This window comes from Microcoleus sp. MON2_D5, from assembly GCF_036701905.1.
GTDB lineage: Bacteria > Cyanobacteriota > Cyanobacteriia > Cyanobacteriales > Microcoleaceae > Microcoleus.
Window position 1 is genome coordinate 1 of the sequence record NZ_JAUBRM010000067.1, and the last position, 23,075, is coordinate 23,075.

Here is a 23,075-nt window from a genome sequence, read left to right on the forward strand (position 1 = left end):
AAAGGATGTAATTTTTCGAGAAGATATGTGGCCGAGACACAATTATAAAGCCGTCACTAACTTATCGATTTTAAGTACGATAGCCCTCAATTTTTACCGAGTTTTAGGCTTTTTGTCACTAAAAACAGGACAACGATGGTTGGGTTATAACTTATCCAAGCTGATACTTATCAGCATTTAACACAGTATTCGAGCGGTTTATTGTCGATCTAATTTACAACATTTTATCAGTTAAACCGTTGCTCGGCAAGGCAGACGGTTAATTTTCATATTAAATATGAGCGAGTTTTGAGGGAGCGCAAAAATCTGGGCGTTCCCTAAACTTAATGATGTCCCATTCTCAAATTTTAGCGCTGCTAAAATTTGAGAATGAAACCGCCCTGCTAGATTAGGGAAACTAGGGGGGATTACCTCTACAAAAATATTAAAAATAATTTTCTTCTCAAAAATCATTATTTACACCTCATCACCAGTATAGGCGTGTCCCTAGATCCACAAGATGAAATGAAGTTCGATAGCTTGCTCAAAAATGCAGATATTTCCCTATATTACGTTAAGAAATCGGGCCCAATACCTATAGTTTTTACACAGCCACAATACCTTGGGCGAAATCCAATACCCTGGCGATCGCAAATCTCTTGAATTGTGCTTGGAAAGCCAATACTTGCTGTACGATAAACCTCAGCTCGATTGGCAAACAGGTAGCCTTGCTGGTGTTAAAGTTCTAGTAGGAGGATATTCTCCTGAACTAGGTTGGATTCATCGCCATCGATGTATTCCCATCGCCGAAAAAACTGGATTGATTTTACCCGAAGAGCAAATGGATTTTAGAGCAAGCTGGCTGGAATATCAGCAGTGGCTAGCAGCAAAACTAATTCTTCCTAATATCGGGGTGAATCTGTCGGCACGTCAACTCAGCCAACCGACTTTAATCGCTAAGAGCGATCGCCTCCTTGAGCGCACCGATATGAAGCCAAAATATCCATAGCTAGAGATTACGGGAACGGCAATAATGCTTAATGTTGACATTACCTACAATCTTTTGAGGCAATGATCGGAGCATAATATTGAGATTTATGTCGATGATTTTGCGACTGCCTATGCTGCTTTCAACAACCTGAAAAATTTTCTGGTGAAGTCGCTCAAAATTGATCGCTCATTTGTCCGCGATTTAGCCAACGCTCCGATCGCTCGCGGAATTGCCCAACCCATAGTTGTAATCCCACATGGCTTAAATGTGAGCACAATTGCCGAAGGAATTGAAACCCCAGCGCAATTGCAATAGTTACAAGCGATCGATCGCGTGTGAAATTGGGCAGGGTTATATGTTTAGCCAGCCTGTTAGTGCTGAGGTTGCCACTCAATTAATCCGACATCCTAAATTGTTGTCTACCACTATTTGGGATGAGCAATCCTCATAAAAGCGCGCAAAAGTCTTATAATCAATTTAATCCTCGTGTCGAGCAAATGACTCATAAAATTTTACGACGGAATAATATAAAAATGTTTGGACAAGGCACCCAGACGATGATGTTTGCTCATGGATTTGGGTGCGATCAAAATATGTGGCGTTTCGTAACACCGGCCTTCGAGAAGGACTACAAAATCATCCTATTTGATTATGTAGGTTCTGGACAGTCTGATATTAGTGCCTACAGTTATGAACGGTACAGCGACCTCAATGGCTATGTTCAGGATGTCCTCGATATCTGTCAAGAATTGGCGTTGACAAATGTGATTTTTGTCGGTCATTCGGTCAGCACTATGATCGGCCTTCTGTCCTCTATTCAAGCTCCTAATTACTTTGATCGCCTGATTTTCGTAGCACCTTCACCCTGCTACATCAATGATTTACCAAATTATTACGGAGGGTTTGAGCGCAAAGATATTGAGGATCTCCTCGATATCATGGATAAAAATTACATTGGTTGGGCAAGCTTTCTGGCGCCAATGGTGATGCAGAATCAGGATCGTCCTGAGTTAAGTGAGGAACTTGAGACAAGTTTTTGCTCCACCGATCCGGTGGTTGCAAGTCGCTTTGCCGAGGTGACTTTTTACTCTGACAATCGCACTGATTTAGCGAATGCCTCAGTACCTTCACTGATATTGCAATGCACTGATGACATGGTAGCTCCCACCGAGGTAGGGCATTATCTCCACCGCCACCTGCCTAAAAGTACGCTACGGCTGATGAAAGCTACGGGACATTGCCCGCACCTGAGTCATCCACAAGAGACGATCGACCTGATTAAGGAGTATTTGAGTGAACCTCATACTACCTGATTTGTATGGCAAATATGACCTACCAGATAGACGAGCTACTCAACAATTCACCCTGTGGATTCCTCTCGTTTGCTGACGATGGTACGATCCTAATGGTCAACGCCACCTTACTGCAATTACTCGGATACGAAACCGATGAACTGCGGGAACGGAAAATGGACTTTATTCTGCCAATGGCCAGCCGGATTTTTTTTCAAACCCATTTCTTCCCCCTGTTGAAGCTTGACGGTAAAGTAGAGGAAATTTACTTCTCATTAAGGTCAAAGCCGGGTAGTGATATACCTATGCTGATCAACGCTGTGCGTCGGGAGAAGGGAGGAAGCTCCGTCAACGATTGCATCTTGCTCTGTATCCGCCAGCGTATCCTGTACGAAAGTGAAATTATTAAAGCAAAAAAAGCAGCAGAGGCAGCTATTATCGCCCAAAAGCAAGCGGAAATAGCTCTGCGGAAACAGTACGACAAGGCGATATTACTTCAAGAAATTACTCTACACATTCGTCAATCTCTTGATTTGTCTACAATTTTTGAGATTGCTTCGCAGGAGATTCGCCTGTTTCTTGATGCCGAGCGCGTCGGCATATTTAAGTTCGCTCCTGACAGTAAATTTGGATATGGTGAGTTTGTTTCAGAATCCGTAGGCGAAGGATGTAAATTGGTAAGCAGAAATCAATTTAACGACCCATGTGCTGGTGAACAAGCTCCTGATTCATATCAAGAAGGGAGAATGCAGGTAGTTCAAGATATCAATAAGATTGACCTTCAACACTGTTACCGCGCTCTTTGGAAACAATTTCCTGTTCGAGCTAATTTAGTTGCGCCGTTGCTCAATGGACAAGATTTGTGGGGGTTGTTATGTATTCATCAATGTTCTGCTCCTCGGCAATGGGAAGAATTTGAAATTGACCTTGTTAAACAGATTGCTAATCAGTTAGCGATCGCCATTAAACAAGCGGATATTTTTCATAAGTTGCAGAAGGAATTGGCAGAAAGGCAGCAGGCCCAAGCGCGAATGAGAGAAATTAATCAACAACTTGCACTCTCTAACGAAGAACTAGCTCGCGCTACTCACCTCTTAGAACAAGTGGTCAATATTGATGGATTAACTCAAATTGCTAATCGCCGCTGTTTTAATGACCGCTTAGAGCATGAATGGCAGCGGCTATACCGGGAACAAAAACCTCTTTCTCTTTTGTTGTTTGATGTGGATTATTTCAAACGTTATAATGATTGCTACGGTCATCTAATGGGGGATGATTGTCTGTTCAAACTTGCTCAGACTGTGCAAGAGGTAGTGTACCGTCCGGCGGATTTGGTGGCGCGTTACGGCGGAGAAGAATTTGCCATCATTTTGCCTAATACTGATATTGAAGGAGCGAGTTCGGTGGCCCAACGGATTCACGCTGCTATTAAAGCTTTACATATTCCTCACAAAACCTCTGATGTGAGTGATGTAGTTACTATTAGTATGGGTATCGCCAACTTGATTCCGATTTCGGAACTATCATCGGCTGACTTGATTGCGATCGCCGATCGTTCACTATACCGGGCCAAGCAACAGGGGCGCAATCAGTCTGCGATATGCGAGTACAGTGGCGATTCGATTTTTGACACTGACGCTTAAATCACAATAATTAAGACCGAGGACAAAAATTTGTCCTCGGTCTCAAAGTCAGTCATTCACTAAATTTCAATGAGCACGGAGGGATTTGAACCCCCGACCCTCAGGACCGGAACCTGATGCTCTATCCACTGAGCTACGTGCCCTCGACTGTTTACAGTATAACACGTCTTGCGGAAAATGGCGAGTGCCGATCGCAAATTTCCTGACCAGCCTCCAAACCGCTTGACCCCTGCGGGTTCAACTCGCCCGCGCGATCAAATATCAGGCTGTTCTCGAACCCAGAGACTGCAACTTTTACCTAAATGGTAACAATAATACGACAATGGATAAAATAATAGATTTTAATCGAGTAAACATTAGGTGCACATTCGATCGGGATCGAGCATCTACCACAGCTAAAATAGCCCGCATCAATTCCCCCTACCTAAGCGGGAGTAAATAAATGGTGCTGCTATTAAGACCGGTGGTGCAAATACGGTTCTAGACTAAGTTCACCAAACCTCTCAATCTTATGGTTTCTAAACTTTTAGACAAATTACCGCTGCGAACTGTTCTCATATTTCCATTTGTACTGCAAATCGTGGGAGCCGTGGGACTCGTAGGATATCTGTCTTTTAGAAACGGACAAAAAGCAGTTAATAACCTTGCCAGTCAGTTAATGAGCGAGGTGAGTTTGCGTGTCGAGCAAAACCTGCAAGTTTACCTGACAACTCCCCATCTAATCAATCAAACCAAGCTGGATGCTGTCAAGCTCGGCTTGTTAAAGATGGAGAACTTATCAGCTTGGGAGAAATATCTTTGGCGACAAGTACAATTATATCCCTATATCAATTTTACCTCGGTTGGCAACGAGAAGGGAGATTATAGATCGGGTGAACAACTTTCTAACGGCTCCCGCACGATGAATGTGATAGAAAAATCTACTGGGTTAAATTTTTATTCTTACAACACGAACGAGCGAGGCGATCGGACTACAGTTGCCACCGTTGTCAAAAACTTTGACAATCGGCAAAATACTGCGTACAAAAAAGCCGTAAAAGTCGGTCAACCTACTTGGAGTTCGGTTTATATTTCCTTACTAGAGCCGACCTTAATTATCAGCGCTCTCCAACCCGTATACAGCGACAAAAATCAGCTAGAAGGAGGATTATTTGCTGCCTTGCGTCTCGACCATCTTGGAATATTTCTCCACAGTCTCAAAGTCGGCAAATCCGGTCAAACATTTATTATAGATCGCCAGGGTACTTTGTTAGCAACTTCCACCCCAGAAAAACCGTTTCGCACTAAAGGTAATGAAAGGCAATTGTTTAAAGTGGAAGAAAGCAGCAACCCTTTTACTCGATCTACAGCTAAATATTTAACTGCACAGTATCAAAAATTCGACCTAATTAAAAAATCGGAGTTATTGAGCTTTGAAATAAATCACAAGCGACACTTTTTAAAAGTCCTGCCGTTCCAAGACGGCAAAGGTTTAGACTGGCTGATTGTCGTAGTTGTTCCCGAAGCTGATTTCACCGCAGAAATTGATGCCAATACTCGCACAGCGGTTTTGCTTTGTTTCGCAGCTTTAGGAGTAGCGGTGGCCATCGGCATTCTGACTTCTCGGTGGGTAACAAACCCTATTTTGCGCTTAAATGCAGCCGCAAAAAATATTGCTAAAGGTGAATGGGACACAACCGTAGAAAGTGAACGCTCCGACGAATTGGGGGAATTAGCCAAGTCATTTAACAGCATGGCTCAACAACTGCAACAATCTTTTGAAACTTTAGAAAACCGAGTGCAAGAGCGGACGGCAGAATTGGCTGTAGCTAAAGACAAAGCAGAGGTAGCGAATCAAGCTAAAAGCACATTTCTTGCTAACATGAGCCACGAATTGCGATCGCCTCTCAATGCAATTCTGGGCTTTTCCCAACTCATGACTCGCAGCCGAACTCTATCCCCAGAACATCAAGAAAACATTAGCATAATTAGCAGCAGCGGAGAACACCTGCTCACCCTGATTAATAACGTACTCGATTTATCTAAAATTGAATCCGGGCGTACCACCCTCAATCCCAAAAAATTTGACCTCTATCGCCTGCTAAACGACTTGGAAGATATGTTTGAACTCAAAGCAGATGACAAGCAGTTGCAGTTAGTTTTTGACCGCAGTCCCGACGTGCCGCAATATGTAGAAGCCGACGACGTAAAGTTGCGACAAATCTTAATTAATCTGCTCAACAACTCTCTTAAATTTACCCATGAGGGGAGTGTAGCCGTCAGAGTTAGCAAGCAGTCATTAGGCAGAAATCAGCAGGTAGAAGGAGGAAAATTTGCTCACTCCGAAGTATCACAAAATACAGAAATTCCAGCAATTTATGGTCTTAAAATATCTCAACTCAGTCACTCGAACAACCAGATTATTGCCACGCCAAGTGACGATTCAGCGTCTGCCTTTTCCTTCTTCCTTCATTTTGAAGTCGAAGATACTGGTTCCGGTATTGCTACCAATGAATTAGACGCTATTTTTGAACCTTTCGTGCAAACCAAGACAGGGAAAGATTCGCAAGAAGGTACCGGCTTGGGATTGCCAATCAGCCGCAAATTTGTGGAATTAATGGGCGGCAAAATGAGCGTCTATTCTGCTGTGGACAAGGGAACTAATTTTAAGTTTGACATTCAAGTTATTGCGGTCAATGCGGCTGATATTGAAAGCCCAAAACCCAGCCGGAATGTTATTGCACTGGTTCCCAACCAACACACCTATCGAATTTTGATAGTAGACGATAAACCGCTCAACCGCCAACTGTTAATTAAAATCCTCTATCCTCTGGGTTTTGAACTAAAAGAAGCTACTAACGGTCAAGAAGCTATTGAGATTTGGAATAGTTGGGAACCGCATCTAATTTGGATGGACATGAGAATGCCTGTGATGGACGGCTACGAAGCTACGCAATACATTAAAGGTACTATTAAAGGTCAAGCTACTGCGATTATTGCGCTGACAGCGAGCGTTTTGGAGGAAGAACGGGCAGTTATTTTATCGGCGGGTTGCGATGCTTTTATGAGGAAGCCTTTCCGGGAAGCCGATATTTTTGATGCTATGCACAAACATATCGGAGTGCGCTATATTTATGAAGATCCGGGTCAAACTAATTTATCGGCAATCAAAGAGGGCGATCGCGCACTGACTGCGGCTGATTTCGTGAGATTGCCTGAGTCGCTGGTAGCAGATTTAAAGCTGGCTATACTAAATGCAGATATGGATGTAATTGATAGCTCGATCGAGCAAATTCGCTTAAAGGATGCAGTAACGGCTGGTGCGATCGCCAATTGTATAGAAAATTTCGAGTACGACAAAATTTTAAAGTTAATATCTCAAGCAATATCACATGAATAACGACCTTGCTAGCACCGATCGCGGTAATATTTTAGTAGTTGACGACACCCCAGCTAATTTGCGACTGCTAGCCGGAATTTTGAATGGCAAGGGCTATAAAGTCCGCCCCGTACCTAGCGGTGAGTTAGCGCTTTCTGCGGCAAAAGGTATGCCTCCTGATTTGATTTTGCTGGATATTATGATGCCCGAAATGAATGGGTATGAAGTTTGCGAAAAAATCAAAGCTGATGAACGCACTCGCGACATTCCGGTGATTTTTATTAGCGCGATTAATGACGTACTAGATAAGGTCAAAGCCTTTGCGGTGGGCGGCGTAGATTATATTACCAAGCCCTTTCAGGTGGAAGAGGTTCTAGTTAGGGTAGAAACCCATTTAGCAATGTGCCAGTTGCAAAAAAAACTCCAACAGAAAAACAATGAACTTACAGTTACTTTAGACCAACTGCAAGCTACTCAGAATCAATTAGTGCAATCAGAAAAAATGGCGGCATTAGGGCAACTGATTGCGGGCATTGCTCACGAAATTAATACGCCCTTGGGCGCGATTCGGTCGTCAATTGGAAATATTACCAGCTTTTTGGATAACAATCTCGAAAGTTTGCCAGTTTTTTTTAAAGAACTGTCAGCAGAACGCGAGCACGATTTCTTGCGTTTGATGTACAGTTCCAGCCAACAAACTTACTCTTTATCTACGCGAGAAAAACGGGGATTGAAAAAAACCGTGAAGCAGCAACTAGAGTCGGAAGAGATTGACAATGCTGACAGCCTTGCTAGCATTTTAGTCAATATCGGATTGCAGGGAAATTTGCAAGAATTCTTGCCGTTGCTCAAAGACCCGGACTGCGAAAATATTATAAAAACAGCCTACGACTTTGCTAGCATTCACAGAAGCGCCCGAACCATCGCTACCGCTACTGAACGCGCTGCCAAAGTCGTCTTTGCCCTGAAAAATTATGCGCGTTACGATGTAAATGGGGAAAAAATACAGGGGAAGATTACGGAGGGAATTGAAACTGTATTAACTCTTTATCAAAACCAAATCAAGCAGGGTGTGGAAGTGGTCAGAAATTATCAAGATCAATTGCCTGTGGTACTGTGTTATCCCGACGAACTCAATCAAGTTTGGACAAATTTAATTCACAATGCCTTACAAGCGATGGACAATCAAGGAACTTTAACAATTGACGCGGTACAACAAGATACCAGCGTCTTGGTAAAAATTACTGACAGCGGTAAGGGGATTCAACCGGAGATTATTCCCAAAATTTTTGAGCCTTTTTTTACTACTAAACCTGCGGGAGAAGGCAGCGGGTTGGGATTGGATATTGTCAAAAAAATAATTGAAAAACATCAGGGTAAAATTGATGTGGAGTCAGCACCCGGTAATACAGTATTTACAGTTTCTTTGCCGATTAATTTAACTGAGTAGGTAAAGCGTCGCAGACTGAAGTCGGGGGCTAAAAATTTGCAGTCTACCCGCGCGGAATGTAGAATTTGGAAAACGGTGTGCTTACCCATCGGGCTTCACCCTCCCAAACTAAAGAAGGAAACTAGCGATGTCTAAACCAGCAATTTTGTGTGTTGACGATGAAGTAGGGGTGTTGCAAAGTCTGGAAATTGAACTGCAACAGGCTTTTAACGGTAAATATCTTTGGGAATTTGCTGAAAGTGCTGCCGAAGCCCTAGAGATTATTGAAGAGCTATCTGAAGCTGAGGTTAAGATTCTAGTGATTGTCTCTGATTGGTTGATGCCCGGAATGAAAGGAGATGAGTTGCTAATTAAAATTCATCAAAAATATCCGCAAATTGTGACAGTGATGCTGACGGGACAAGCAGACCAAGAAGCCATCGAACGAACAAAAATTCAAGCAAATCTTCATGCTTTCATAGAAAAACCCTGGCAAAATCAAGAACTAATTGAAGCGATTAAGTCTGGTCTAGGAAATTTATGAAAAAACCAGTCATTATTTGTGTCGATGATGAGCAGACTATACTCGATAGTCTGGAAATAGACCTGCTAAAAGCTTTTGAAGATAAATATTTAATTGAAACGGCCCAAAGTGGCGAAGAAGCTTTAGAGTTGCTGTCCGAACTTTTAGCAGAACAGTATGAAGTTCCTTTGGTTATTTCGGATCATATCATGCCTAGTATGAAAGGAGACGAACTATTAAGGAGCGTTCATGCTATCTCGCCGAACACTCTCAAGATTATGCTGACGGGGCAGGCAGATTTGGAGGCGGTAGCCAATGCTATTAACTATGCTAAATTGTACCGATATATACCTAAACCTTGGCAATCTGATGACTTAAAGTTAACTGTTACTGAGGCAATCTATAGATATTTTCAAGATAAAGAGTTAGTTCAAAAACAAATAGAACTTCAGGAAATGAATCAGGAGTTGGTAAAATTAAACCGCAAGCAGGCAATGCTGATTGCCAAACTCCATGAAAACGAAAGTCGCTTGACCCAATATCTAGAAGCTATGCCATTGGGCGTATGTGTACTTGATGCAAACGGGCAATCTTTCTACGCTAACCAGAAGGCGCGAGATGTATTTGGCAAAGGCACTGTGCCGCATATTAATTCAGAGCAAAAAGCAGCAATTTATCAATTCTATAAAGCCGGAACTAATCAGAGATGCCCCGTGGAAGAATTGCCAATTATGCGGGCGCTTCGGGGCGAAAATGTGCGGACTGAAAGTGTAGAAATTCGTACAGCTAATAAGATTATTCCTGTAGAGAGTTGGGCCACTCCAATTTATGATTCTACAGGCGACATTTCCTATGCGATTATTGCTTTTAGTGACATAACTGAACGCAAGGAATCTGAAGCGGCGCTAATTCAAGCTGAAGAGAAGTATCGCGGGATATTTGAAAATGCTCTAGAAGGTATTTTTCAGACGACGCCGGACGGACATTTTATCAGTGCGAATCCTGCTCTGGCGGAAATTTACGGCTACGATTCTGCGTCAGAATTGATAGAAAGTATGAATAATACTCAGCAGCAATTGTACGTCCAACCCAACCGCCGTCAAGAGTTTCTGGCGCTGATGAAACAGCACGGTACTCTGTGTGAGTTTGAGTCTCAGGTTTACTGTCGAGATCGCAGCATTATCTGGATTTCTGAGTATGCACGCACAGTTTATGATGCTAACGGTGAAGTGCTTTACTATCAGGGTTTTGCTAAGGATATTAGTTTGCAAAGACACGTGGAAGTGGAACGAATCAGGTTTACTAATGATTTAGAAAAAGCTTTGGCAGCCCAAGAAAAGTTAAATGAGGCACTGTTAGAAAACGAAAGCCGATTGACTCAATTCCTGGAAGCGATGCCCGTGGGAATATTTGTTGTCGATGGTAAGGGTAAACCTTTTTACATGAATTCTTGGGGGGAAAGGATACTAGCCCAAGGTTTAATTTTTGATGGGGGTACTGACGAATTTCCGGAAGCTTATCATTTTTACGACGCTGGAACTAATCAATTGTATCCGAGGGATAGCCAACCGATTGTTCGGGCGTTGCGGGGAGAATTTGTGCGTATGGACGATCTAGAAATTCATGGCTCGGATCGGATTGTGCCGATCGAGGTTTGGGCGACTCCAATCTACGACGAACGGAAAAACATAGTTTACGCGATCGCAGCTTTTCAAGACATCACAGAGCGTCAAGAGGTAGAAACCGAGCGCCGGCAATTCACAGACGAGTTACAAAAAGCTTTAGCAGCGGAAGAAAAATTAACAGATGCTTACGGGCGGTTTGTGCCGCACGAATTTCTCCACTTTCTGGGATATGAAAGTATTGTGGAAGTAAAATTAGGGGATCAGGTACAGAAAGAAATGTCGGTGCTGTTTTCAGATATTCGCGATTTTACTTCGGTTTCTGAAACGATGAGTCCCGAAGAAAATTTTCAATTTATTAATGCTTATTTGTCGCGGATGGAACCGGCAATTACTAACAATTTTGGTTTTATTGATAAATACATTGGCGATGCGATTATGGCGCTGTTTGATGGCAGTGCGGACGATGCTGTGAAAGCTGGAATTGCTATGCTAGAACAGCTTAACGAGTATAATATTAGTCGGCATCAACCCGATCGCCCGCCGCTGCAAATTGGCATTGGAATCAATACGGGTTCTTTGATGTTAGGCACGGTGGGCGGCCAAAGTCGGATGGACAGCACGGTGATTAGCGATGCGGTAAACTTAGCCTCCCGCGTGGAAACTTTGACGAAAGAGTATGAAGTTTCGATGTTAATTACTCACAATACTTTTATACAGTTAAACGATATTTATGATTTGAGGTTGATCGATCGCGTAGCAGTTAAAGGCAAATCGCGAATGGTAACACTTTATGAAGTATTTGCGGCCGATCCGCCAGAGTTACGACAGAAAAAGTTAGAGACAAAGACAATGTTTGAGCAAGCTTTGGTACTCTACAATAGTGACAAGTGTGGCGAAGCTATAAGATTGTTTTCCGCCTGCTTGGAAATCAACCCTAATGATAAGGTAGCTCAAATTTATCTGCAGCGGTGTCTGAAAGGAGCGATCGCTCCTGCATAATACAATTTTAAATTTTAGAGTTTAGAATTGGGAATGATTTATTCCATAACGGTTGGGAGTTTGCCTACAGTTACATTTTTTTGAAACTGGTATAATCATTGTTTAGACAGGCAGGGAAACGCAAACTATGGTTTCTTGCTGCGGCAAACTTTCTATTTTAAATTCTCCTCCGTGCAATTCGACCAGGCGTTGAACAATAGCCAGGCCCAATCCCAAACCTGCTTGTTGGTAAAGTTTGCGATCGAACTGCCTGTAAGCTTCTAGCTGTGCAATCTGATCGGTAGTCAGGCCGCGGCCTTTGTCTTTGACAGACAGAATAAAAGTCTGATTTTCGACGAAAGTGCTTAATAAAACCGGCGTTCCTTCTAATGAAAATTTGAAGGCATTGTCCAAGAGTTCTTCAACAATTTTTGCGAGTCTGACAGAATCCATAGCTACCGACGAATCTTGCAAGTTTAATTCTAAATCTTCTGTTCTACTCGCGTGTTTTGCTTGCTGCCGCGCTTTTTGACTCAGCAAAGATTTTACACAGCTAAATTCGCTATTTCGCATCTCCTTTAGCAGTTCGGGATTTGTGGCTGCTATCTCCAGTTCTGCATACAGCAAAAAGTTCTGAATCAGTCGATACAAGCGATGACCGGAAGTTTGAATTTGACCGATCATCTCTAAGATATCTGATTCCTCTAAGACGTGATATTCTGACAAAATCAGCTCAGAAAAACCTAGAATTGCATTCAAAGGAGTCCGCAATTCGTGGGGCAGCGACATACTAATATTAGTGCGTAATTCGTCTAACGTCTTTTGAGATTGTCGGCTAATTGTTTTTTGTTTTTCAAGTCTAATAGCAATGGCTTTTAGCAGTTCTTGGGGCGTACACGGCTTAGTAATGTAATCGTCAGCTCCCAGTTCCATGCCCGTGCGAACGTCAACTTTATCGGCTTTGGCTGTGAGGAAAATAAACGGAATTGTGGCAGTCAAGGGTTCGGAGCGCAAAGCTTTGATGACGCCGTGACCGTCTACTTCCGGCATCATCATGTCGCACAAAATTAAATCCGGGATTTTTTCGATCGCCAATTTGATGCCCACTTTGCCGTTAATCGCTCCTATTCCTTCAAAATTCTCGGCTTCCAGCAACTCTAAAATATTCTCTCTAATCGCTTCTTCGTCTTCTATTACCAAAATCTTAGCCACGGTGATAGCTCCTTTTAGTCAGTAGTTTGTTGGAAAATTCTGGGTTCAGACACTTGATAAGTTTGTTTGTTATGCGCTTAATTAATCGTTAAGTAGCGGATATGTATAGTTGATAATTCAGTTGTTATTGATTGGGAGGGCAAATTAGAGGCAAGGTAATAGTGAAAGTTGTGCCTTTTCCTTCTTGACTGTCGATCGCGAGTTGGCCGCCGTGAAGTTCCACAGCCCTCTTCACAATTGCTAAACCGAGACCTGTTCCCGAAATATTGCCGACATTTGTAGCTCGGTAAAAAGTTTCTAATATCCGCTCTCGATCGGCTTGGGGAATGCCGATGCCCTGGTCTTGAACTTGGAAAACAGCTTCTTTGTTTGGACAGTTGAGGTGCAAGGAAACTGTACTGCCGACCGGGGAATATTTGATGGCATTTGAGAGGACATTTCCCAAGATTTGCTGCAGCAGTTTTTCATCCATTTGAGCCTCGCAGTTGCCGCCTTCATATTGAAAGGCGATCGGGTGTTGGTTGCTGTCGTTGAGCTGCTGCTCTTCTACCAGTTGACGGCAAAATTTTTCGAGGTTTAAGGAAACCGGTTGAAACTGCAAGGTATTGGCTTCGATTTTGCCAATTACGAGGATATCTTCTAATAACTCTGTCATGCGTTTAATTGCTAATTGAATCCGCACAAAATGAGTAGATTTTTTATCTTGGGACCACTGAGAACTGTAATCTTGCAGCAATCCAGCGGAAAATTGGATGGTTGTCAAAGGTGTGCGGAACTCGTGGGAAACCATTGTGACAAATTTAGCTCGCAGTTCTGAAAGTTCTTTTTCTCGTGCAAGGGCTTTGAGAATTTCCGCTTCTGCTCGTTTGCGATCGCTAATGTCACGGGCTTCCGCAATCAGCAGCAAAACTTGTCCTGTTTCATTTTTAACAGGTTTCAGTGAGAAATCAACTGTCATAATTTGGCCACTTTTGCCTAACAAGTCGATTTCGCTGCGGAAAAACTCGCCGCGACTTGCTTTGCCGATCGCGCACTGCAATTGTTCAGAAACCTGTGGCGACTGGGCCCAAATCGCCATTTCCCACATCGGGCGGCCCACAATACCCTCCGATCGCAATCCGGCAAAATCGAGGGTTGTCTCGTTCACTTCCAGCACAATTCCTTCGGGAGTCAGCAGCTTGGTTAGCTGAAATGATGAGTCAAAAATCGCCCGAAAGCGGCGCTCGCTTTCCCGCAGCATTTGAAAGGTTTGAGAACGTTCGATCGCGTAGCGGATCGTCCGCACTAATAATTGAGTAGTAATTTGACCTTTAACAATATAGTCTTGAGCTCCCAAGCGAACTGATTCTAGGGCGATCGCCTCATCGTCCAAGCCTGTCATTACCACCATTGGCACATCAGGAGCAACTTCTCGCAGGCGAGTTAGGGTTTCCAAACCGCGGCTGTCGGGCAAAGAAAGGTCGAGCAAAACTACATCAAAGGATTGTTTGCACAGTTGTGCGATCGCCTCATACAGGAACTCAACAGACACCAGTTCCCACTCGACACCCACAGATACTTCTAACAGTTCTGCAAGCAAATCAGCATCAGCAGGATTGTCTTCTACTAACAGAATCTTAATCCACATAGCTTAGACGTTTTTGACTGTAAAATTTTTACTCTACCAATCTTAGGTTAAACTTTTCCGCTTTCCCATGCCATTTTAAACTTGAAAATTATTATTTGGGAACTATCACCACCAGCCACCAATCCTTAATCGATCTCACCAGCTTAGCGACTTGACTAAAATCGATAAGCTTAGTGATGTAGCACCGGGCTGACAGGGCATAAAACTTGAGCATCTCTTCATCGACTGCTGAGGTTGTCATAATTACCACCGGAATCATTTTTAACTTGAGTGCTGAGTTGATTTATATCAATATTTTCTACTGTTTTTTTTAGGCCTAATCAAGTTAAGCAGAATTAAATTAGGACGAGACTGCGAACAGAAAAGCCTGCTTATTCAATAAAATTCTTGCCTATACCATATCTTATACTATTTGCAAATGGTTAAAAATTGGCTGGTCGCCCGCTTTTATAAAGTCCATTCAGCCTCGCTGAGCAAATCATCCACCAGCAGAATTTTCATAGGTTAAAAGTTTTTAGAAGGCTCATAAGCAAACCATCTGTTCGTTTAATTTAGAGGAAGTTTGACGACTGCCAGCCAGAATTCCTCAATTAACCTGACTACTTTAGTAAATTCTACGAAGTCTACCGGCTTGGTTATGTAACAGTTGGCGTGGAGCGAGTAGGACTTAAAAATATCTTCTGGAGCTGCTGAAGTGCTGAGAATCACTACAGGAATTAATTTTAAGGTTGGGTCAGTTTTAATTTCTTCTAGCACTTCAATACCGCTTTTTTTGGGCAGATGCAAATCGAGCAAAATCAAATCGGGACGAGGTACCCTAAGATAGGGTTCTTTTCGGCGCAAAAACTTGATTGCTTCGACTCCATCCTCCACAAAATGCAAGTTATTCAATATTTTACCCTGATTGAGGACTTCTATTGCCAAATCGGCATCGCTGGGAGAATCCTCAATCAGCAGAATCTCTATAGGTCTAACAGTGCTTCGATCGCTCATAACCGGCGTATCCTTTAAAGTATAAAAACAAAATTGAACTTTGAGGCTTCAGGTACTAATTATAGGAATAGTGAAGTAAAAAGTCGCTCCTTTTCCCTCCTGAGATTCCACCCAAATCCGACCGCCGTGGCGTTCAACAATGCGCTTGCACATCGCCAAACCTATACCAGTACCGGAATATTGGCGGCGGGAGTGCAGGCGCGCAAAAATGATAAAAATGCGATCGGCATACTGCGGATCGATGCCAATGCCGTTATCGCGGACACTGAACACCCATTCACTCTCTTGCCTGCAGGCAGCGATATGAATCAACGGGATATCTTGGCGACAAAATTTGATGCTGTTGGCGAGCAAATTTTGGAATAATTGCACCAGTTGAAATTCATCCGCCATCACGGTTGGCATCGCGTCGCAGGTGATTACAGCTTTTGTTTCGGCGATCGCAATTTGCAAATTGCACATAGTTTGCTTAACCACAGCGTGGCAGTCCGCCTGCTCAAACTCCTGACCCCTCGTTCCCAGGCGCGAATACGCCAACAAATCGTTAATTAACTGCTGCATTCTGGTGGCGCCATCGACAATATAATTAATATACTTATCTGCGCGATCGTCCAAATTTCCTTGATAGCGCTGGGCCAGCAATTGAGTGTAACTGGTAACGGCTCGGAGCGGTTCTTGCAAATCGTGGGAAGCCACATAAGCAAATTGTTCTAATTCCTCGTTGGAACGCTTCAAATCTTCTGTAAGTTGCAGCATTTGCTGCTCTGCTTCTTTGCGGTCTGTAATGTTGTAAACCAAGGCGCAACAAGACAGCAGATTACCCTGAGAGTCCATGACTGGACTGGTAGACATATGAGTCCAAATATCTTTGCCGTCCTTGCTTTTGAATCTAAATTCGTGTTGTTGACCAATACCTTGCTTGCGCCGATCGACATTATCAAGAGCTTGTGGTTTTTCCGGTTCGTCCATGAAATCAAAAAGCGACCGCCCGAACATTTCTACTTCACTATAGCCGAGCATTCGCGCCATTGCATGGTTCACGTAAGTAGTGAGGCCATTTCTGTCAATTACCCAAATACCTTCTTCTGCTAATTCAACTATTTGCCTGTACTTGAATTCGCTTTCCTGCAAAGCTGTTTCCGTTAGTTTGCGCTCGGTGATATCTTTCATAAAACAGTGGTGGCCGTTAAATATCCCTTGTGCGTCGCAAGCTTTTACCATCGTTAATTGCTTGTAAAAAAACGAGCCATTTTTCCGAACGCCTCTAGCTTCAACTTCTACTTTGCCAGAAATTAGCATTTCCTGATAAGCTGAGATCATCATCTCAAGATCGCTCGGATGTACGGTGGGCTGCCATTCCATGCCAAGCATTTCTTCCGGTTCGTAACCGCATTTATGAGCGTAAGCTCGGTTAACCTTCACGTAGCGTCCCTCAATGTCCAGCCGCGAAATGCCTTCCACCGCATTTTGCATGGCACTGGTTAGGTCGCGCAGCTCTTTTTCAGCTTGTTTGCGATCGCTAATATCCTGACCGATACCCAAAAAACCGTTAATATTTCCGTTACTGTCAAATAAGGCAGTCACCGACAGCAGTACCGGAAACCGCGAACCATCTTTGCGAATGTAAGTCCATTCATTTTCGTCAGCGATTTTCCGGGACGGCAAGGCAAAAAACGCTTCCATCCCCGGCTCTATTTTCACTCCCAATTCTTGAGAAAGAACTTCAGCTCTTTTAGCGACCTCCAGAGGATCGTGAATTATTGCTACCGTGACTTTCCCCACCACTTCTTCTTGCGAATAACCTAAAAGTTGCTCTGCCGCCCGATTAAATGTTTTAATTGTACCGTCGGGATCTGTAGAAATAATTGTGTAGTTAGCGCTATTAAGAATTGCATTTTGCAGTTGCGTCAATTCCAACAAAGTGAGTGCTATTTTTTCGCGGTAGGCTATTTCTTTTTGCAATGTCTGGTTAGAAATTTCAATTTGAGCAGTGCGCTCAGCAACTCGATGCTCCAGAGTTTCATTGAGCCGTCGATTTTCCTCTTCTACCTGCTTGCGTTCTGTAATATCAGTAATAGTACACACATAACTTTTAACCTCCCCATTTTCTCCGATTTGACCGACAGCTTGACCGAATACCCAAATGATTTGAGAGTGATTAATGCCTTGGAAGCGGTACTCAGATTTAAACGGCAATTTCTCCTGCGTGGGGCTATACCATTCAGTAAAAACCCGCTCGCGGTCGTCTGGATGAATGCCTTGCAACCACCCTTTGCCCAAAGCTTCATCGCAGGTAATTCCCGAAATTTGACACCAGCGCTCGTTGACATACAAGCAGTCTCCTACAGCATCTGCATAAAATATTCCCACCGGCGAAGCTTCAGTTAAAGTTTGATAGCGAGCTTCCGTTTCTCGGCGCTCCATAATTTCTTTTTGCAGTATTGAATCGATCATCCCTAATTGAGTTGGACTGAGGAGAGTTAATGCTTGGGGAACTAAAGGAATTAATGCAAAAGCGGTGTAAGCAGAAATCGCGGCGGTAATAATTTTCAGACTGCCAGAAACCCAATAAACAGGATGCCAAAGCGTCCAAACTTCCATTATATGAGTAGTGCCGCAAGAGATAATAAACGCTGCAAGCAGCCAAAAGATGTTACGGAAGGGCAAGTCTTTTCGCTGACCGATAAAATAAATTAGGGATAGCGGTATTGAATAGTAGGCCAGGGCAATTATAGAGTCTGACACTATGTGGAGCGCGACTAGCTCTCGCTGCCAAAGGTAACAGTAGCCTTGAGGAATATAATTCCCGGTGAATAACAGGTGATTTAAAAATTTCCAAATCATCATAAATGGAATGGGTAATCGAGAATTGGTAATTGGTAATTGGTAATTGGTAATTGGTAATTAGTAATTTAACCCAATGACTTATAACCTATCTCAAATTTTTGAAAGATACAGTCTTGAACGCACCGGGGGCTAAAAACCCGGTTTCTGGTTAGATGCCTTGTTGCCAAACCGAATATTGTCGTAGAAACTGGTTTTTCTTCCGTAACTCTTAATATAGCAATTCTCAATGATGCGCGAGCTGTAGCGAGCTCTAGGTTGGGTAGAACGAAGCGAAACCCAATATTCCCATTTTAGATTTTAGATTTTAGCTTTTCCTTCCTTCTTCCTTATCTTCTAGATAACTAAAGCCTTCTCTCCTAGATAACTAAAGCCTTCTCTCCTAGATAACTAAAGCCTTCTTCCATCCATCTGTTACATCTGTTACATCCGTTGCCGAACTTCTTCCTTCTTCTATAAAAAATGGGGCGAGCCAGAAGCCCGCCCCACCAAAAATTATGCTGCTGCTATTAACCCAACAGCGCCTGAGCCTTAGCTACCACATTATCAACGGTGTAGCCAAACTTTTCTAAAGCAACGGGGCCCGGTGCAGAAGCGCCGAATGTGTCGATGCTGATGCTGTCGCCTTCGGAACCTAAATAACGTCCCCAGCCGAAGCTACAAGCTGCTTCAACTGCCAACCGTTTAGTAACAGCTTTCGGCAGTACAGATTCGCGGTAAGCGGCATCTTGTAAGTCAAACAATTCCCAGCAAGGCATCGAAACTACGCGCACTTTATTGCCGGCGGCGCGCAATTTTTCAGCGGCATCAACGCAGAGGTATGTTTCGCCGCCGGTGCCGATTAAAATGATGTCAGGAGTGCCGCCGTCGTCAGACAAAACGTAAGCGCCTTTGGCAGTTCCTTCGATCGAGCTTCCAGCCAAGTTAGGCAAGTTTTGGCGCGACAAAGCCATTAAAGTTGGGCGAGTGCGGCTTTCAACTGCCACTTTGTAAGCGCCGGATGTTTCATTACCATCCGCAGGGCGCATTACCAACAAGTCGGGAATTACTCGCAGAGAAGCGATGGTTTCCACGGGTTGGTGAGTGGGGCCGTCTTCGCCCAAGGCTACGGAGTCGTGAGTCATTACGTAAATAACTCCAGCTTCCGATAGTGCAGAGAGGCGAATTGCTCCCCGCATATAGTCAGCAAATACCAAGAAAGTGGCGCAGTAAGGAATTAAACCGCCGTGCAGAAGCATACCGTTGGCGATCGCACCCATGCCGTGTTCCCGCACACCAAAGCGCAGGTTACGTCCTTCGTACTGACCTTTTTGGAAGTCTTTTTCACCCTTGAGCAAAGTCATGTTAGAAGATGCCAAGTCAGCGGAACCGCCGATCAATTCAGGTAGGACACCTGCCAAAGCATTCAAACATTTTCCAGAATGATTCCGAGTTGAATCGGCCTTATCTTCCGGCTTGTATGTCGGCAAAACTTTATCCCAACCTTCGGGCAGTTTGCCGGCCACCGTGCGCTCATATTCTGCAGCTTCTGCAGGATATGCTGCTTTATAAGCATCAAAAGCTTTCTGCCATTCTTGCTCAGCTTGAGCACCGCGATCGACTGCTTTGCGGAAGTGTGACAAAGCATCCTCAGGAATCTCAAACGGTGCGTGTTCCCACTTCAAGAAATCGCGAGTTGCTTGCACTTCATCGGTACCCAAAGCAGCACCGTGAGCGCTGTAGGAATTGCGCTTGTTTGGAGAACCGTAACCAATGACGGTGCGGACTTTAATCATGGACGGTTTGTCCGTGACTTTTTTGGCTTCTTCAATAGCTTTGTGAACTGCTTCTAGGTTAGTATCTTCGTCTAGAGCGGTATTGTCTACTGTAATAACGTGCCAGTTGTAAGCTTCAAAACGCTTGCCCACATCTTCAGTAAAGGCCAAGCTTGTGTCGCCTTCAATAGAAATGTGATTGTCATCGTACAAGGCAATTAATTTGCCGAGTCCGAGGTGTCCGGCCAAAGAACAAGCTTCGGCAGAAACACCTTCCATGTGGCAGCCGTCACCCAAAATTACATAGGTGTAGTGGTCAACTATTGTGTGGTCGGGCTTGTTAAACTTAGCAGCGAGGTGAGCTTCTGCCATTGCCAAACCGACGCCATTAGCAATTCCTTGTCCCAGGGGGCCGGTGGTAACTTCTACGCCTTCGGTCATGAAGTTTTCGGGGTGTCCGGGGGTTCTGGATTCCCACTGGCGAAATTGCTTGATGTCGTCGATGGTGACGCTATCGTAGCCGGTCAAATACAGGAGGGCGTACTGTAGCATACAGCCGTGGCCGGCGGAGAGGACGAAGCGATCGCGATTAAACCACTTGGGGTTTTTGGGGTTGAACCGCATGAACCGATCCCACAGCACAAAGGCCATAGGGGCAGCGCCCATCGGCAGTCCCGGGTGTCCTGATTTTGCTTTTTCTACCGCATCGATGGCCAAAAAGCGGATAGAGTTGATGCAGAGTTCTTCGAGTGATTGGGTTGCAACAGCCATAATTCTGGTTTTTATACGTTAAGAGAGAGTGTGTGTGGTCGATTCTGACAGAGGTGCGATGAGCCGAATTCGATCGCTCGCGTTTCTGCTGTTCAGTTTCTATGGAACTGCCGTGAGGCTGCACTACATATCATCTCACCAGTTGCGATCGACAGACAACTTAATTTTTTAATGTTTCGGTCGCTTTGTGCACTCGATCGCAAATTGTTATCGGAGATATTTCTGGGGCGAGTGCGGCTCTGTGCGATCGGGTTACGAGAGGGTGTAACTTATTATTTGGCAAATTGGCTCTCAAAACCACCCTGTTATGATAGAGTTTGGTGTTTCTGACATCTTGCAGCTTTGTCACGAACAGGCAAGATGCCTGTTCCACAAAGAGTGAATTTTCTTGTGGGGAGTAGGGGTTGGGCTCTTCTAGCCCACCCGATCGCACGATCGCCAGAATAGTGCAAGATGTCAGATATTTGTAATTTTAATCAGGCAATAACTAATGACTCTCAGTGAAGCCGAAGTCCGCAGTCAAAAAGTAGACGAACTGCGATCGCAAGGCATAGAACCGTATCCCAGTGAATCCTACGCGCGATCGCACACAGCCAAGCAAGTTCGCGAAATATTTAGTCAGCCGGGAAAAGAACTCGAAAACGGAGAAAGCGACCCCGAAGAAATTCCCCTGCGATTAGCCGGCCGCATCACTTCCAAACGAGACAGCGGCAAAATTGGTTTCATCGATTTAAAAGACGCCACAGACAAGATTCAACTCAAAATCGAGAAAGCAATCGTCACCGGCGAAGTCGGTTTGAGCTTTGAACAAATTAAAAAATTGCTCGATGTCGGCGATTTTGTCGGCGTCGAAGGTATCGGCTGCCGCACCCCCAGGGGAGAACTTTCTATTTTAGTGAGGGAATTAAAGCTTTTATCAAAAGCTACCATTCAATTTCCCGATGCTTATTACGGAATTAACGACCCCGAAGTTTGCCGCCGTCACCGCGAAATGGATTTGGCAAGCAACCAAGATGCGCTCAACCGTTTTATGCTTCGCAGTCGCATCGTTCAAAGCATCCGTTCCTATCTCTGGCAAGCCAATTTTTACGAAATAGAAACGCCAACACTGCAAGCTATTTACGGCGGTGCTGCTGCTAAGCCCTTCATCACTCACCACAATGCTTTGGATGTGGATTTGTATTTGCGAGTTGCTCCCGAATTATTCTTAAAGCGGGCAATTTGTGGCGGTTTCGAGCGAGTATTTGAACTAGGGAAAGCATTTAGAAATGAGGGAATTGACAGCACCCACAATCCCGAGTTTACCTCCTTAGAAGTTTACCAAGCTTATGCTGATGTTTTCGACATTTTAACAGTTGTCGAAGATGTGATATGTTTCGCAGCGGCGGCGGTATTTGGGGATGTCAAAGAAATTGAAAATCAGGGGGAAACGATTAGTTTAGAACGCAAGTTCGACTACAGCGAAAAATATCCCGGTTTTAGCGGCAAACACTGGCAAGTGAAAACGATGGTAGAAGCTGTCAGAGACGAGTTTGAGCTGGATTTTGACAGTTTGGACTTGGAAAGTGCGCTCGCCTCTGCAACCAAGCTAGAATTGCACCTGTCTAAGTTAGAACAACAGAGCTTAGGCTACGTGCTGTATGCAGTTTTTGACAAATTAGTTGTTCCCAAACTAATTCAACCTACATTCATCATCGACTATCCTGTCGAAGTCAGTCCCTTAGCAAAAGGACATCGCAGCAAGCCGGGATTTGTAGAACGTTTCGAGCTATTTATCAACGGTACAGAATACTCGAACGGCTTCTCAGAATTGAACGATCCGAAGGAGCAAAGAAAGCGGTTTGAGGAACAGTTAGCGCAGAAAAATGCCGGCGATGACGAAGCGCATCCAATGGATGAAGACTTTATTCAAGCGCTATCTTTGGGAATGCCTAACTGTGCGGGAATGGGCATCGGCGTAGACAGATTGGTGATGCTTTTAACTAATACTCAAAGCATCCGCGATGCGGTAATGTTCCCGACAATGCGGCCGATTAAAGATTGATTGGAGTAGCTT

General features: G+C 44.1%; 16 protein-coding genes, 1 tRNA gene and 1 pseudogene. 11 read left to right on the plus strand and 7 right to left on the minus strand.

The features are described 5' to 3' along the window. The 5 genes and pseudogenes from QUA47_RS22205 to QUA47_RS22225 all read left to right on the plus strand — a co-directional run. Positions 1-181 (plus strand): annotated as a pseudogene (locus tag QUA47_RS22205) (ISAs1-like element ISPlr1 family transposase); the annotation flags it as partial. Between the two features lie 420 nt (positions 182-601). Continuing rightward, the gene (locus QUA47_RS22210) at positions 602-988 is read left to right on the plus strand and encodes a hypothetical protein (protein WP_333432349.1); all 387 of its coding nucleotides are present in this window, start codon (positions 602-604) and stop codon (positions 986-988) included. A 78-nt stretch (positions 989-1,066) separates the two neighbouring features. Beyond that, the gene (locus tag QUA47_RS22215; RefSeq protein WP_333432365.1) at positions 1,067-1,285 is read left to right on the plus strand and encodes an EAL domain-containing protein; all 219 of its coding nucleotides are present in this window, start codon (positions 1,067-1,069) and stop codon (positions 1,283-1,285) included. A gap of 119 nt (positions 1,286-1,404) precedes the next feature. Then, positions 1,405-2,283: an alpha/beta hydrolase gene (locus QUA47_RS22220; RefSeq protein ID WP_333432350.1), complete on the plus strand. Its 879-nt coding sequence runs from the start codon at positions 1,405-1,407 to the stop codon at positions 2,281-2,283. 14 nt (positions 2,284-2,297) lie between these two features. Further along, complete coding sequence (locus QUA47_RS22225; RefSeq protein ID WP_333432351.1) at positions 2,298-3,905, plus strand: diguanylate cyclase domain-containing protein; 1,608 nt, start codon at positions 2,298-2,300, stop codon at positions 3,903-3,905. Between the two features lie 70 nt (positions 3,906-3,975). Here QUA47_RS22225 and QUA47_RS22230 read toward each other — a convergent pair. After that, positions 3,976-4,048, minus strand: a tRNA-Arg gene (locus QUA47_RS22230). A gap of 368 nt (positions 4,049-4,416) precedes the next feature. Between QUA47_RS22230 and QUA47_RS22235 the strand changes: the two genes are divergently transcribed. From QUA47_RS22235 to QUA47_RS22250, 4 genes are all read left to right on the plus strand, one after another. Continuing rightward, a complete protein-coding gene (locus QUA47_RS22235) occupies positions 4,417-7,284 on the plus strand; it encodes an ATP-binding protein (RefSeq protein WP_333432352.1) in 2,868 nt (955 codons plus the stop codon). Then, a complete protein-coding gene (locus tag QUA47_RS22240; RefSeq protein ID WP_333432353.1) occupies positions 7,277-8,713 on the plus strand; it encodes a response regulator in 1,437 nt (478 codons plus the stop codon). Before QUA47_RS22235 ends, QUA47_RS22240 begins: the two co-directional genes overlap by 8 nt. Before the next feature lie 127 nt (positions 8,714-8,840). Further along, positions 8,841-9,236 carry a response regulator gene (locus QUA47_RS22245; RefSeq protein WP_333432354.1) on the plus strand — a complete coding sequence of 132 codons (396 nt, stop codon included), beginning with the start codon at positions 8,841-8,843 and terminating at the stop codon, positions 9,234-9,236. Beyond that, positions 9,233-11,839 (plus strand): PAS domain S-box protein, encoded by a 2,607-nt coding sequence (locus tag QUA47_RS22250; RefSeq protein ID WP_333432355.1) that lies wholly within the window; start codon positions 9,233-9,235, stop codon positions 11,837-11,839. Before QUA47_RS22245 ends, QUA47_RS22250 begins: the two co-directional genes overlap by 4 nt. Positions 11,840-11,941: 102 nt before the next feature. On the opposite strand, the gene QUA47_RS22255 is transcribed toward QUA47_RS22250, so the two are convergent. The 6 genes from QUA47_RS22255 to tkt all read right to left on the minus strand — a co-directional run bounded on the left by QUA47_RS22255 (position 11,942) and on the right by tkt (position 21,019). Next, entirely contained in the window at positions 11,942-13,030 is a 1,089-nt protein-coding gene (locus QUA47_RS22255; RefSeq protein ID WP_333432356.1) for a response regulator, read from the minus strand. Between the two features lie 124 nt (positions 13,031-13,154). Beyond that, positions 13,155-14,657 (minus strand): ATP-binding protein, encoded by a 1,503-nt coding sequence (locus QUA47_RS22260; protein ID WP_333432357.1) that lies wholly within the window; start codon positions 14,655-14,657, stop codon positions 13,155-13,157. 91 nt (positions 14,658-14,748) lie between these two features. Next, positions 14,749-14,898 carry a hypothetical protein gene (locus QUA47_RS22265; RefSeq protein ID WP_333062812.1) on the minus strand — a complete coding sequence of 50 codons (150 nt, stop codon included), beginning with the start codon at positions 14,896-14,898 and terminating at the stop codon, positions 14,749-14,751. 305 nt (positions 14,899-15,203) lie between these two features. Then, the gene (locus tag QUA47_RS22270; RefSeq protein WP_190660988.1) at positions 15,204-15,650 is read right to left on the minus strand and encodes a response regulator; all 447 of its coding nucleotides are present in this window, start codon (positions 15,648-15,650) and stop codon (positions 15,204-15,206) included. Positions 15,651-15,698: 48 nt separating this feature from the next. Beyond that, on the minus strand, positions 15,699-18,497 hold the full coding sequence (locus tag QUA47_RS22275) for a PAS domain S-box protein (RefSeq protein ID WP_333432358.1): 2,799 nt from the start codon (positions 18,495-18,497) through the stop codon (positions 15,699-15,701). A 506-nt stretch (positions 18,498-19,003) separates the two neighbouring features. After that, positions 19,004-21,019 carry a transketolase gene (gene tkt, locus QUA47_RS22280; protein ID WP_333432359.1) on the minus strand — a complete coding sequence of 672 codons (2,016 nt, stop codon included), beginning with the start codon at positions 21,017-21,019 and terminating at the stop codon, positions 19,004-19,006. 34 nt (positions 21,020-21,053) lie between these two features. Here tkt and QUA47_RS22285 point away from each other — a divergent pair, with 34 nt between their 5' ends. Continuing rightward, complete coding sequence (locus tag QUA47_RS22285; protein WP_333405778.1) at positions 21,054-21,191, plus strand: hypothetical protein; 138 nt, start codon at positions 21,054-21,056, stop codon at positions 21,189-21,191. Positions 21,192-21,509: 318 nt separating this feature from the next. Beyond that, entirely contained in the window at positions 21,510-23,063 is a 1,554-nt protein-coding gene (lysS, locus tag QUA47_RS22290) for a lysine--tRNA ligase (RefSeq protein WP_333432360.1), read from the plus strand. Positions 23,064-23,075: the final 12 nt, after the last annotated feature.

Excerpts from the sequence above, each read along its gene's own strand:
- QUA47_RS22220 (WP_333432350.1), top strand. The coding sequence starts at position 1,405 with ATGAGCAATCCTCATAAAAGCGCGCAAAAGTCTTATAATCAATTTAAT.
- QUA47_RS22225 (WP_333432351.1), top strand. The coding sequence starts at position 2,298 with ATGACCTACCAGATAGACGAGCTACTCAACAATTCACCCTGTGGATTC.
- QUA47_RS22235 (WP_333432352.1), top strand. The coding sequence starts at position 4,417 with ATGGTTTCTAAACTTTTAGACAAATTACCGCTGCGAACTGTTCTCATA.
- QUA47_RS22240 (WP_333432353.1), top strand. The coding sequence starts at position 7,277 with ATGAATAACGACCTTGCTAGCACCGATCGCGGTAATATTTTAGTAGTT.
- QUA47_RS22245 (WP_333432354.1), top strand. The coding sequence starts at position 8,841 with ATGTCTAAACCAGCAATTTTGTGTGTTGACGATGAAGTAGGGGTGTTG.
- QUA47_RS22250 (WP_333432355.1), top strand. The coding sequence starts at position 9,233 with ATGAAAAAACCAGTCATTATTTGTGTCGATGATGAGCAGACTATACTC.
- QUA47_RS22260 (WP_333432357.1), bottom strand. The coding sequence starts at position 14,657 with ATGTGGATTAAGATTCTGTTAGTAGAAGACAATCCTGCTGATGCTGAT.
- QUA47_RS22265 (WP_333062812.1), bottom strand. The coding sequence starts at position 14,898 with ATGACAACCTCAGCAGTCGATGAAGAGATGCTCAAGTTTTATGCCCTG.
- QUA47_RS22270 (WP_190660988.1), bottom strand. The coding sequence starts at position 15,650 with ATGAGCGATCGAAGCACTGTTAGACCTATAGAGATTCTGCTGATTGAG.
- QUA47_RS22275 (WP_333432358.1), bottom strand. The coding sequence starts at position 18,497 with ATGATGATTTGGAAATTTTTAAATCACCTGTTATTCACCGGGAATTAT.
- tkt (WP_333432359.1), bottom strand. The coding sequence starts at position 21,019 with ATGGCTGTTGCAACCCAATCACTCGAAGAACTCTGCATCAACTCTATC.
- lysS (WP_333432360.1), top strand. The coding sequence starts at position 21,510 with ATGACTCTCAGTGAAGCCGAAGTCCGCAGTCAAAAAGTAGACGAACTG.